Annotated in this window: 13 protein-coding genes; 7 read left to right on the top strand and 6 right to left on the bottom strand. The window is 55.5% G+C overall.

Features of this window, described 5'->3' with window-relative positions:
* Window positions 1–68 precede the first annotated feature (68 nt).
* From U1140_RS03710 to U1140_RS03700, 3 genes are read right to left on the bottom strand one after another with little or no spacing between them, the layout of a single operon-like run.
* Window positions 69–752: a hypothetical protein gene (locus U1140_RS03710; RefSeq protein WP_369846149.1), complete on the bottom strand. Its 684-nt coding sequence runs from the start codon at window positions 750–752 to the stop codon at window positions 69–71.
* A gap of 4 nt (window positions 753–756) precedes the next feature.
* Window positions 757–2,091 (bottom strand): hypothetical protein, encoded by a 1,335-nt coding sequence (locus U1140_RS03705; protein WP_369846148.1) that lies wholly within the window; start codon window positions 2,089–2,091, stop codon window positions 757–759.
* A complete protein-coding gene (locus tag U1140_RS03700) occupies window positions 2,078–2,869 on the bottom strand; it encodes an ABC transporter ATP-binding protein (RefSeq protein ID WP_369846147.1) in 792 nt (263 codons plus the stop codon). The genes U1140_RS03705 and U1140_RS03700 overlap by 14 nt, the downstream gene beginning before the upstream one ends.
* A gap of 471 nt (window positions 2,870–3,340) precedes the next feature.
* On the opposite strand from U1140_RS03700, the gene U1140_RS03695 reads away from it, so the two are divergent.
* The 3 genes from U1140_RS03695 (at window position 3,341) to secA (ending at window position 7,487) form a co-directional block, all read left to right on the top strand.
* Entirely contained in the window at window positions 3,341–3,940 is a 600-nt protein-coding gene (locus tag U1140_RS03695; RefSeq protein WP_369846145.1) for a ComF family protein, read from the top strand.
* A gap of 86 nt (window positions 3,941–4,026) precedes the next feature.
* The gene (hpf, locus tag U1140_RS03690) at window positions 4,027–4,701 is read left to right on the top strand and encodes a ribosome hibernation-promoting factor, HPF/YfiA family (protein WP_369846144.1); all 675 of its coding nucleotides are present in this window, start codon (window positions 4,027–4,029) and stop codon (window positions 4,699–4,701) included.
* A gap of 188 nt (window positions 4,702–4,889) precedes the next feature.
* Window positions 4,890–7,487 carry a preprotein translocase subunit SecA gene (gene secA, locus U1140_RS03685; protein WP_369846143.1) on the top strand — a complete coding sequence of 866 codons (2,598 nt, stop codon included), beginning with the start codon at window positions 4,890–4,892 and terminating at the stop codon, window positions 7,485–7,487.
* Between the two features lie 58 nt (window positions 7,488–7,545).
* Here secA and U1140_RS03680 read toward each other — a convergent pair whose 3' ends face one another.
* The gene (locus U1140_RS03680; protein ID WP_369846142.1) at window positions 7,546–7,962 is read right to left on the bottom strand and encodes a hypothetical protein; all 417 of its coding nucleotides are present in this window, start codon (window positions 7,960–7,962) and stop codon (window positions 7,546–7,548) included.
* Between the two features lie 171 nt (window positions 7,963–8,133).
* Between U1140_RS03680 and U1140_RS03675 the strand changes: the two genes are divergently transcribed.
* Window positions 8,134–8,544, top strand: coding sequence for an HAD family hydrolase (locus tag U1140_RS03675; protein WP_369846140.1), 411 nt, complete (start codon window positions 8,134–8,136; stop codon window positions 8,542–8,544).
* Between the two features lies 1 nt (window position 8,545).
* Complete coding sequence (locus U1140_RS03670; protein WP_369846138.1) at window positions 8,546–9,052, top strand: DUF6912 family protein; 507 nt, start codon at window positions 8,546–8,548, stop codon at window positions 9,050–9,052.
* An 8-nt stretch (window positions 9,053–9,060) separates the two neighbouring features.
* Here the strand turns inward: U1140_RS03670 and rsgA are convergent, their stop codons facing one another.
* Together rsgA and aroA are read right to left on the bottom strand one after the other, a co-directional pair.
* Window positions 9,061–10,128: a ribosome small subunit-dependent GTPase A gene (rsgA, locus tag U1140_RS03665; RefSeq protein ID WP_369846137.1), complete on the bottom strand. Its 1,068-nt coding sequence runs from the start codon at window positions 10,126–10,128 to the stop codon at window positions 9,061–9,063.
* Window positions 10,128–11,396 carry a 3-phosphoshikimate 1-carboxyvinyltransferase gene (gene aroA / locus U1140_RS03660; protein WP_369846274.1) on the bottom strand — a complete coding sequence of 423 codons (1,269 nt, stop codon included), beginning with the start codon at window positions 11,394–11,396 and terminating at the stop codon, window positions 10,128–10,130. Before aroA ends, rsgA begins: the two co-directional genes overlap by 1 nt.
* A gap of 36 nt (window positions 11,397–11,432) precedes the next feature.
* Here aroA and U1140_RS03655 point away from each other — a divergent pair, with 36 nt between their 5' ends.
* Both U1140_RS03655 and U1140_RS03650 read left to right on the top strand, forming a co-directional pair.
* Window positions 11,433–12,098, top strand: coding sequence for a sigma-70 family RNA polymerase sigma factor (locus U1140_RS03655; protein WP_369846136.1), 666 nt, complete (start codon window positions 11,433–11,435; stop codon window positions 12,096–12,098).
* A complete protein-coding gene (locus U1140_RS03650) occupies window positions 12,098–12,466 on the top strand; it encodes a hypothetical protein (protein ID WP_369846135.1) in 369 nt (122 codons plus the stop codon). Before U1140_RS03655 ends, U1140_RS03650 begins: the two co-directional genes overlap by 1 nt.
* The last annotated feature ends 59 nt before the right edge of the window (window positions 12,467–12,525 follow it).

The raw sequence follows: 12,525 nt of genomic DNA, 5'->3' as shown, positions 1-12,525 counted from the left end.
TGAAACGGGGCTAGAAGCGCATACCGTCGCTGCATGTGCTATTAATGCCGACCACCAAAAGAATCATATTATTCGCGGTTTGCTTTGTTGCGCCGGGCAGTATAACCCATTCCAGCAGTCCTGTACTGCACAACACATGCTACAAACAATAAACTTGCGGTGGTGAGTATATGTGGAGTGGAAAACCAGGGGCCCGCTTCATCCATTTTGGCTAAAGGCCAGAGCTCAACGTGAGGGTTTAACAATCCAGGGAAATATCCGATGGCCCACACGATTAACGACGCAATAACCCCCAAAGATTGGCCGATTATCGGGATGAGAATCCCAGCTACGCCGAAAATAAATAAGCTGTTGTGAATTAAGACTTCAGATTCCGGAACGGTGGTTGCAGCTTGTCGTGCTGCTTCCTCAGGAAATTCTTCGCGTAGATAAGATTCGGTGACAATATAAGCGGTTAATGCAGTAGTAATGCTGATGAGGATGAAACCATAAAGGAAACGCACAAGTGCGAGAAGTTTAGCTCGCGGACGGAATAAATCGATATCCTGCAATCGCGGAGCAGCCAATGTAACAAGAACCAGTGCGCTTAAAATACAAACAAATTCAATAGCTGCGATCGCTATTCTTCCGCCATTTTTAATTATCCGGATTGGTGCATAGTCTCCAAGCCAGAGCGCGGCCGCTAAACATAAGAGACAAACTAAAAACGAAATAACAAAATGAGCTGACTTTGTTATTAGGGTGATTGGCATGGCTCTATTCCTTGAATGGGAGGTTTTCAAACAAAGCGTTTGTGGCTTGGCAACTATGCACGAAATTCCAGTTTTCTGCTAGCAGTTTGTGCAGTTCAGCTTGGTTCACTTGTGCGAAAGTATCTACTGCTTCAATCAGTTCCCCTTCATTGGTTCCGGTGATGGCAAACGAGAGAGATAATGCCCCATTTTCTTCGACTTTTTTGGAAAAGACTTCAGCTTGGTTGATGAAGTGTACGGTTAATCGCTCTAGAATTTCAGCTGGTTCGGTGGATGGATCTTCGCAGTATGCATACCCGCTATGATGCGCGGCCAGATTAGTTAAATCTAGCCGTCCAGTTTCGCGGTCGAGGACTGAATAGATGTATTCGGGCTTGGAAGAACTAGCAAATGACTGGAAATCAGCTATTTGCGCTGGATGTACGTGAGGGATTATTTCTTCAAGCCTGTTGATGTCTTCAAGGGCCGTTGCCATGGCAGGTGCATCACTTGCGTCGAAACATATTTCGGTGCCTCGGTGTGAAGTTTGGCAGAGGTCATTTTCTGTTTTGGCGGGCGCACCGACAGCGTAATCAATTCCCAGCACTGTGAAGAAGATCATAGATAATCCGCTTACCGAAATCACCGGAAGATATAATAGGGAGGTTTTCTTTTGCGATAGCACGTGAGCTAGCACAATGATGCAGGCTAGCCCGGTTGCGAATAAAACCGTGCTCAAAAGACTGACAATTGAATTGAAGTAATTAAGTTGCGTAGGGATAGCAATGATTACTTCACGCGCAGGACTGATGAGCCACGTTGTCCACAGGATGGCTTTAAGGAAAAGAAATAGATAGAGGGTAATTGCACTTAAAAGTACGGCAATAATGGGGTGTAATGATCGGACGGTGAACGCGAGCAATGCTGATGCTAGTGCAACCACAAAAAGAAATGCTATGCAACTGAGGAAAACCAGCAGGAAAGGTATAGAAATAGTTCCACTGTCTATGGTGGCTTTGACTAGCAGCGGGCTTATTCCGGCGATAACAGCGATGGTTCCAACAAGCGTGGGGCAAGCGACGAGTTCCCTTATTTGAATGAGAATTGGGCGCTTGCCAAGAGGCGAATTCGTCAGAGTTTTGGGGTTGTAAAGCGCCGATACGTTAAATGAAACAACGACGGCAATGCCCATAGCGAGAAAGAATAAGAGGAATCGGAGCGACGCTTCTACGTCCGCCCAGCGGATGTAAGCCAATGTCATAGTTTGCACTGAGATGAATAAGGATGCACCAAATGCACCGATAACCCAGACCCAGCCGAGGGCAGGGAAGGCTGGCGAACCTAACTTATAAAGAATCATCGTTTACATCTTTTCCATTATTCTGCTGCTTGAGCATGGTCAACACGTCTTCAAGCAGATCTTGGCTAGCGCTGGTGTTACTGACAGTTGCTAGGGCCTTTGCCTTCAGCGCAGACCAAGGGCCGTCATAGCTAGTTACTCCACGGTCTAATGCAATGACCGATGTATCTGTCGAGATTTCCTCTAGATCATTGGTCAGGTGCGTGGACAAAATTATTTTCGTAGAGTCCGAAAGCGTACTCATTGTTTGGCGAATTTCTTTTCGGATTGACGGGTCTAAACCGGCTGTCGGTTCGTCCAAAAATAGGATTTTTGGGTGGTGGAGGATCGCGGCAGCAATTCCCAATCTGCGGTTTTGCCCACCTGAGAGCGTTTTGGTTTTCTTGCGCTCCATTCCATTCAAATTCACCAGCGATAATGCTTCGGGGATGCGCTTGCGTATCGCCACTTTATCCATGCCAGAGACCCATCCTGAATAGGCAAGGGCATCGTGACAGGTCATCGAAGGTACAAAATTGACGTCTTGCGGGACATAGCCGATTTGTACGCGGAAATTTTGCAGGTTGCGCCCTTTTAATGGTGCGTCGTTGTAATAAATAATGCCCGAACTGGGTTTGTCGATGCTGCAAAGGACTTTGATAAGAGTCGATTTACCGCTGCCATTGGCTCCGATGATGGCGGTTACCGATTGGCTAAAGGAAGCTGAAAAATCTGTAACCGCGGTATGACGTGTTCCTTTGTAGGAGAAATGTTTATTTATATGCTCAGCGCTGAACATTATTGCGTCCTTCTTACATCCTTAGCCAATGTGTGATTCTGTCCCGTCCCATATCCCAGGTCGGATGTCGATGGGTGCCTGGGCCTCCTGTGGCTGCGGTAACAGCAGACATGATCACTGTTTTTATACTTGCGGAAGGCTTCATGTCGCTTCCTTTCATGACCATGAAGTGATATATATCTCTAATTGGAACTGGTAGTGGTTAAATTACTGCAATTGTGACGGGGGGGGCAATAGGTTTATCGCTTTTATTTAGAAAATTTCTTGGTGAAATGTCCCAGATTTTCCATCTGCGCAATCGGAACGAATCCCCGGGCACTTCAATGTAAGTAAAATCGCATACAGGTTTGCGGGGATCCGAAAAATCTGAAACTGAGTTGTGGTTGTGGCGGGGGTATGTCGAAATTTCGTCGTAAAGAGGGGCACAGCACTCGAGGGCTGGTTGTGAGAACGGGGTTTGTGGAGCTGGTTTTGCCCCGTCGTTGCGCCGGGTGTGGAAAAGTTGGTGAGCGTTTGTGTCGGCACTGCCGTAAGCTGCTGGCCCAGCCACCTCGTCGTATCGCCCCGAAGGCTGATGTGCTCGCGCCGGTATACGCTTGTGGTGCCTATGGTGGCCCACACCGCGAAGTCATCTTAGAGATGAAAGAACGTAATAATCGCGCGATCCGTCCGTATATTGCCGCGGTGGTGCGGGCAGCGATAGAAACCTTGCAGGCACGCGGGGAGCTTTCACATCGCGTGGTGTTGGTTCCCGCCCCCACTCGTGCGCGCTCAGCCAGGCTGCGCGGCGGTGACCCAATGACACAGTTGTGCTTGGGTAGTGGGTTCCCGGTCATCGAAGCAGTACGCCTGGCGCCCGCGATGCCAGATCAATCCGCGCTCAACCGGGATGATCGGCTCCACAACGTCCGTGGCAATGTGCAATTATTGCGCGAGCTACCGCCCGGGGTGGAAGTCGTTGTGATTGATGATGTGCTGACGACTGGAGCGACCTTGGCCGCCACCGTCGACACGCTGGTGTATGCCGGGGCAGACGTTGCAGGGTGTGTGGTGCTCGCGGCGGTGCGGTAGTCCGGCTGCGAAAGCCCAGATGTGATAGTTCATCCCTTGATACAATTGAGGTAGAGCAACCGAGATGAAAGGGAAAGATTACAGTTATGACGAACAACGCTAACGACGCTCAAGCCCCAGAAGCACAGGTTACGATCACTGGTCGTAACGTCGAGGTGCCGGAGCACTTCGCTGAGCGTGTTAATGAAAAGCTCTCCCGCATCGAAAAGCTGGACCCAACGCTGACGTTTTTCCACGTGGAGTTGAAGCAGGAGCAGAACCCACGCCGTGAAGCGCAGGGCTCCCGCATTCAGATCACCGCTACGGGTAAAGGTCACCTGCTGCGCGCTGAGGCGAAAGAAGATTCGTTCTACGCTGCTTTGGAGACCGCACTGCAGAAGATGTCCCGCAGCCTGCGCAAGGTAAAGGTGCGCCGCGAGGCCGCGAAGTCCGGCCACCGCGCGCCGAAGGGTACTGGCGAATTGGCTGCCGAGATGGTTGCTGCCGCGAAGGCGGAAGCCCAAGAGCAGGCGAAGCAGTCGAAGTACGACATTGACCCATACGCTGATTCCGTCGAGGATATCGAGCCAGGCCAGGTCGTGCGTGAGAAAGAGCACGCCGCTGTTCCGATGAGCGTCGACGACGCCCTGTCAGAAATGGAACTGGTCGGCCACGATTTCTACCTGTTCATCAACAGCGAGAACAACCGTCCATCGGTCGTTTACCGTCGTCACGCATTCGACTACGGCCTGATCTCCCTGACCGAGGGTGACAAGAGCTAAACCGCCGTATAAATACCGCTGATCGGGTTCTGTTTGAGAACCAGAAGATCAACTAAATTGCCCGCCGCAGGCCGAGAAATCCCCAGTGTGTTGCTCGTCAACCTCGGTCTAGGGCAATTTTTTGTTGCTGCGCGCGTAGAATAGCCCAGAACAAAAATTATCCATGATTTTTAAAGGATGGCACACCTGTGTTTGGACTTTCCAAGCTTCTCCGGGCTGGTGAAGGCAAGACCGTCAAACGCCTGAAGAAAATCGCCCAAGACGTCATGGCGCTCGACGACGAGTACGCCGCACTGTCTGACGAGGAACTGAAGGACAAAACGGGCGAATTCCGCAAACGACTAGCCGATGGCGAAGACCTCAACGACATCATGCTGGAAGCATTCGCGGTCGCCCGCGAAGCCTCCTGGCGCGTTCTCGACCAGAAGCACTTCCTGGTGCAGATCATGGGCGGCGCAGCCCTGCACTTCGGCAACGTCGCCGAAATGCGTACTGGTGAAGGTAAAACCCTGACCTCCGTGCTTCCGGCCTACCTCAATGCGCTGGAAGGAAAAGGCGTTCACGTTGTCACCGTGAATGACTACTTGGCCAAACGTGACGCCGAGATGATGGGGCGTGTCCACCGCTGGTTGGGCTTGGAAGTCGGCGTGATCCTTTCACAGATGCGCCCCGACGAACGCCGCGAAGCCTACGCTGCCGATATCACTTACGGCACCAACAACGAGCTCGGCTTCGACTACCTGCGCGACAACATGGTCCGCCAGCTTAATGACGCCGTGCAGCGCGGTCACAACTTCTGCATCGTCGACGAGGTGGACTCGATTCTGATCGACGAAGCCCGTACCCCGCTGATCATCTCCGGGCCAGTCGACGGCAGCTCGCAGTACTACTCGGTCTTTGCACAGTTGGCGCCACGCATGCGCGAAGGCAAGCACTATGAGGTCGATCACCGCAAGCGCACCATCGGCATCAGTGAAGATGGCGTGGAATACGTCGAGGATCAACTGGGTATCGATAACTTGTATGCCCCAGAGCACGCGCAGTTGGTCTCGTTTTTGAACAACGCACTAAAGGCGAAAGAGCTGTTCGTGCGCGATAAGGACTACATCGTCCGCGAGGGCGAAGTCATGATCGTTGACGGCTTTACCGGCCGTGTGCTGGCCGGACGTCGCTTCAGCGAAGGCATGCACCAGGCGATCGAGGCCAAAGAAAAAGTCGAGATCAAAAACGAAAACCAGACGCTGGCGACGGTCACGCTGCAGAACTACTTCCGTCTCTACGACAAGATTTCTGGCATGACCGGTACTGCAGAGACCGAAGCAGCCGAGTTGAACTCAATTTACAAGCTCGACGTCGTGCCGATCCCGACGAACAAACCCAACCAGCGCGAAGACCACTCGGACCGCATCTACAAAACCCAGGAGGCGAAGTTCTCTGCGGTGGTCGAAGACATCGCAGAACACGTCTCTGCCGGCCAACCGGTGTTGGTGGGTACCACTTCCGTGGAACGATCCGAGTACCTGTCGCAGCTGTTGACCCGCAAGGGTATCGAGCACAACGTGCTGAACGCGAAATACCACGAAGAAGAAGGCAACATCATCGCGCGTGCGGGCCTGCCGGGCAACGTCACCGTCGCGACGAACATGGCCGGCCGTGGTACCGACATCGTGCTGGGTGGTAACCCAGAAGTTATTCTGGATATGCGCCTGCGCCAGCGTGGCCTGGACCCATTCGAGGACGAAGAGGCCTACCAGGAAGCCTGGGACAACGAAATCGAAGACGAAAAGGCGAAAAGCAAGCGCCGCGGCGATGAAGTGCGCGAATCCGGCGGTTTGTACGTGCTGGGCACCGAACGCCACGAGTCACGTCGTATCGACAACCAGCTGCGTGGTCGTTCCGGACGCCAGGGTGACCCAGGTGAAACCCGATTCTATCTGTCCATGCGAGATGAGCTGATGGTGCGATTCGTCGGCCAGTCCATGGAAAACATGATGAACCGCCTCAATGTTCCGGATGATGTTCCTATCGAGGCGAAGATGGTTTCCAATTCCATCAAGGGTGCCCAGGCCATGGTGGAAAACCAGAACTTCGAGATGCGCAAAAACGTCCTGAAGTACGACGAGGTGCTCAACGAGCAGCGCAAGGTCGTCTACAAGACCCGCCACGAAATCTTGACCTCACAAGATATTTCCTCGCACGTACGCTCGATGATCGATGACACCATCGGAGCCTACGTTTCCGGAGCTACCGCGGTTGGTTATGTTGAAGACTGGGATCTCGACGAGCTGTGGAACGCGCTGAACAGCCTGTACGAGCCAACCATAAGCTGGCAGGAGCTCGTCGACGGTACAGAGTACGGTTCGAAAGGCGAGCTCAGCGCCGAACAGCTGCGCGAGGCCGTCATCGCCGATGCGCAAAGCGAATACGACGAGCTGGAAAAAGCCGTTGCGGATATCGGTGGCGATGAGCAGATGCGCAACACCGAACGCATGGTGATTCTGCCGGTTATCGATCAGAAATGGCGCGAGCATCTCTACGAGATGGATTACCTGAAAGAAGGCATCGGCTTGCGCGCGATGGCGCAGCGCGACCCACTGGTGGAGTACCAGAAGGAAGGCGGCGACATGTTCAACGCCATGAACGAAGCCATCAAAGAAGAAACCGTGCGCCAGCTGTTCATGTTGCGCAAGCGCTTTGCACAGCAGGACCAGCCGGAATCTGCTCCCGGCACCCCGATTCAGTCCGCTGGTGGCGGCGGCGCCACCAGCAGCGTGATGGGCGGCTAGGGCGCCGGATTTCTAGCGTGCCGGATGGCTCGGTTCTGGGTGCTTAGCGTGGCTGGAGCTACCCCGACAGCACACGCAAGCTCACCAACTGCTCGCCGCTGCAGACTGCAGTAAAGCCATAGCTGCGGCGGGCGTGCGCCGCCCCAATGAGGGCGGTGCCGAATAATTCCCAAGAGTCGGTCTCGCTCGATGATGGGCGGGTGTGCAGCGATTTCACCGCCACCGGGCCAGAAATCTTTGCCGCCCCGGACCCGCGCTTCCGGGCAGCGATATGGATACGCACCGCAGAGCCAAAACGCGCGTTGCGCACCTGATGATCGGTGCGCATCCCACTAATAACCTCGAGCGCGATCTGCAACAGCGGTGCGTAACGGTGTAAAACGTCGATGTCAGTCTCGTCGTTCTCTGGCCCACGCTCGGGTTCGTCCGGAATAAAAACGCGCAGATGTGCATATCCTGGTATGGCAGCCAGCATGGTATCCCCCCTGAAAAGTACTGAAACAGGTACTGTATCCAGTGTGCCTGGTCGATACCGACCTGTGTGGAATTAGGTGCAAAAAATGCGCACCCAACCCCAAAAACGGGGACCCAATAATGGGAGCCCGAGAACGGGACAGAAGCAAATGGGTAAAAGGAAGAATATTTTATGCGTGGATTGATCCTGGATTATACCGGAGTGCTGGATGGCTCCGAAGAAGATCAGCGCCGTTGGCGCAACCTGCTCGGTGCAGCCCGTTCCAACGGTGTTGCCACCGCAATTTTGTCGAACCACCCTGGCGGGCCGGATGCGGAACCCATCCGCGAATGGGAATACCGCGGCATCGTCGATGCGGTGTTGCTTTCCGGCGAAATCGGCATGGAAAAACCGGAAATGGGTGCTTTCCAGCACGCAGCCGCTGCCATGGATTTGCCACTGAATGACTGTGTGATGGTCGACGACGGCATTGACAACGTGCGTGCCTCTGTTGGTTACGGCATGGTCGGAGTGCTGTATACCCAGTTCGATCGCTCGGGCGTAGAAATCCAAGCTATTTTCGATATCGACGGAGAATTCTAGAATGCGCATCTACCTGCCTGCGACGTTTAGCCTTCTCAAAAAATGCGCCGAAGACGGTGAATTCCCAGCTCAGGGTGATTGGGCCTTCGCGCTGACCGATGCGTTGCGCGATTTCTTCGATTCGGGCGACGAGGAAGAAATTGAGCTGATCGCCTTCGATTCCGCAGCCGAGGCCTCATTGCGATTATTGGCTGCTGGAGATTCTGAGCTGCCGCACCGTCGTGTGGTGATCTCGGCTGATGTTCCGGAAGCACACTGCACACCCGACCCAGAAATGGGAGAGCCAGTCGTTAAATTGGACCCGGCTGTGATCAACGTGCGCGATTTCGCTGCCATTCACATGGACGTCGCTGCTGCCGAAGAAGCCACCGCCAAAGCCATTGAGCTCATCGACGCCGCCGACCTTGGCGACGAAGACGCCGAACTAGCCGTCGGCGATGCGCAAGATAATCTCATGGCATATTACGATGCCGATGAGCTCAACGCGTTGGTGCAGCTGAGCAACTAGATCCCGGGTTAGTTCTCCCAGTCAACGTTGCTGCGCAGTGCTTCTAATAACCTGCGTACAGCGTCGCGCCGCTGCCGGGTCGGTGCTAGGTCTGGGTCGTCTACAGCAATCGCGTCGAGTTCGCATTCCGGATCAGCCGGGGGGCCGATATGGGAACAACCACGCGGGCAATCCTCCGTGATTTCGTCGAGATCGTCAAAGACCTCTAACACGGTTTCGGAATCGACGTGTGCTAAACCGAACGAGCGAATGCCGGGGGTATCAATCAACCAGCCCGCATGGTCACCATTGTGATCTGCGGCGCCGTCTCTATGCGCGGCGCTGCCGTCGGCAAGGTTGGCTGGTAGCCGCAGAGCCACTGATTGCGTGGAGGTATGCCGCCCGCGGCCGATAGCAGAAACCTCGCCCGTGGCGCGATCTGCCTCCGGCACCAAGCGGTTGACCAGGGTGGACTTACCGACGCCAGAATGGCCGATCAAAGCCGTACGGTGACCTGCCACGAGCCCGGCGACGTCGGAAAGCCCATCAGAGGTGCCGGCGTGCACGATGGTGATATCCAGATCGGCGAACTGCGCAGCGAATTCAGAGGGGTCGGCGAGATCCGTTTTGGTCAGGCACAAAATCGGTGTGATATTGCCGACAAAAGCCGCGATCAGGGCACGCTCGACAAAACCCGTGCGCGGTGGGGGATCGGCAACGGCGGTGACGATCAGCATCTGATCTGCATTGGCGACGACGATGCGCTCGTAGGGGTCGGTGTCATCGGCGGTACGACGCAACACCGAGCTGCGCTCGGCAAGTTTCACGATCCGGGCCAGGGTATCTTTCTTGCCGGAAGTATCACCGACTACTCCGACACGATCGCCGACCTCGATGGGGGTGCGGCCGAGCTCGCGGGCGCGCATGCACACCACATCTGGGCCTTGATCTAGGGCAACGGTCCAACGCCCGCGGTCTTTCGCAATGACCATGCCAAAGACCGCATTTTTGTGCTGCGGGCGGTTTTTCGTTCGCGGTTTCGACCCTTTGCCAGGGCGGACCTTGACATCCGATTCATCCCAATCCCGGCGGGCCATTAATGCACCATCGCTTCCCACATGTCCGCGAAGCCAGGCAAGGTTTTGGCGGTGGTGTCGATGTTTTCTACTTCGATACCGGTGACGCGCAGGCCGATGATCGCACCAGCAGTGGCCATGCGGTGATCATGATAGGAATGCCACTGACCACCGTGGAGTTCTGCGGGGCGAATGAGCAGCCCGTCGGCAAGTTCTTCGCAATCGCCACCGGCGCGGTTAATCTCGGTGGCCAGGGCGGAAAGCCGGTCGGTTTCGTGGCCGCGCAGGTGGGCAATACCCGTCAGGCGCGACGGCGTTGTCGCTAGGGCAGCCAGGGCTGCGACCGTGGGGGTAAGTTCGCCGATATCGCCCATATCGCGTTCGATGCCGCGCAGCTGCCCATCCGCCGGCCCGGTCACGCGCAACTCTCCGGAATCCGTATGCTGCACTTCGCAGCCCATTTCTTGCAAGATCGGGCGGATTTCCTCGCCGGGCTGGGTGGTGTGGGGCGGCCACTGCGGGATCACGACCGTGCCGCCGGTTACTGCCGCGGCGGCCAAAAACGGGGTGGCATTCGACAGATCTGGCTCGATGTCCCAGACTCCGCCACGAATCGGGCCGGGGTGGACACGCCACTCGTTGTCGGAGACATCGACGCGCACGCCGGCATCGCGGAGCATTTCGACGGTCATGACGATGTGCGGCATCGACGGCAGGGAATGCCCGATATGACGCACGGTGATGCCCTCGGTATAGCGAGCGCCGGAAAGCAACAATCCGGAAACAAACTGGGAAGAACCAGAGGCATCGATTTCTACCACCCCGCCGGTGGGAACTCCGGCACCGAGGATACGAAATGGTAAGTGTTCGCCGTCGACGGTGACTCCAAGTGCGCGCAAGGCGTCGAGAAGCGGCCCGATGGGGCGAGCGCGTGCTTGTTCATCGCCGTCAACGTCCACCGTTCCCGAGGCCAGAGCAGCCAGCGGAGGCAAAAAACGCATGACCGTGCCCGCCAGCCCGCAATCAATCATCGCAGGCTGTAGTGGGGCAGGTTCGACGGTGATGCGGTCGGATTCTTCGGTGACACCCACGCCCATATTGCGCAAGGCTTGGGCCATGAGCTGGGTATCGCGTGAATGCAGCGGGCGCAGGATCGTGGAGGGACGATCGGCTAGACTGGCAAGTACTAAGGCGCGGTTGCTCAGTGATTTCGATCCCGGGATCGCTTGACTATGCGAAACCGGGCGTTCGGCGTACGGGGCAGCCCAGAAATTGCTCATGCAGGCCATACTAGTAGACGAGCTCACGCCGGAAAGGACACGTGGATGAGAACGCAGCTCAACGACGAGCCGGCGGCCGGTGCGTCGCAACCGAGTACTCCACCAGAACAACACGCCGAGCCGCAGGCGTCGGCAAGCGCTAGCTTCGAAGAACTCGCGATGCCGTTGTTGGACCAGCTGTATGGCGGGGCGCTAAAAATGACACGCAACCCGCAAGATGCCGAAGATCTGGTGCAAGAGACCTATCTGAAAGGGTTCCAGAACTTCGAGAAGTTCACCGTCGGGACGAACTTGAAGGCGTGGCTGTATCGCATCATGACGAATACCTACATCAACAGCTACCGCAAAAAACAGCGCCAACCATTACAGACCAGCGCTGATGAGTTGACCGACGGACAGTTATATACCACCGCTGGGCACGATTCTGCCGGGCTGGTTTCGGCAGAGGTGGAAGCACTTTCAGCGATGCCGGATACCACGATTGCCGCGGCGCTGAATGATCTATCCGAGGATTATCGGCGGGTGGTTTATTACGCCGATGTCGTGGGGCTTGCGTATAAAGAAATCGCCGATGTGCTGGAGATTCCTCTAGGAACAGTGATGAGCCGGTTGAATCGTGGAAGAAAAAAGTTACGCGAGGCGTTGAAGGAAGTAGCAGCAGAGCACGGTATTGCCGCCGCGCAGACGAACAGCAAAGAAGGTGAGCGCTGATGCAACAGTGGAACACACCCGACGATGCAGAAGATCCGGCCGTGGAATATGCACCCTGTGGGTGTAGCCCGGCGCGGGTCAACCATCTCGTCGGCCTGCTGATCGACGGTGCAGCACACGGTGAGTTGAACTCTGCCGAATTGCAGGAGGTGCGCGCTGAGTTGGCATCGTGCGAGCTGTGTTATCAGCGGCTGGAACAAGAAGAGCGCTTCCGGGCGATGCTGAACCGTTGTTGTGCTGCGGTTGATGAGGGAGCAGATGCTGCTCCGCAGAGTTTGCGTGAACGCATTATTGTCTCGATCCGCACGGAAACCACGCACAGTAGCGGTTATGCCCGCTACGAGCGCTATGAGCGTCGGCAACGTTAGCGCTGGTGGCTTGTGCAGTATTTATGCACAAGAAAAAGAGGCACCACCCGCAGTTATGC

The organism is Corynebacterium drakensteinense, from assembly GCF_041224285.1.
GTDB lineage: Bacteria > Actinomycetota > Actinomycetes > Mycobacteriales > Mycobacteriaceae > Corynebacterium.
This window is presented reverse-complemented; position numbering and strand designations above follow the sequence as displayed.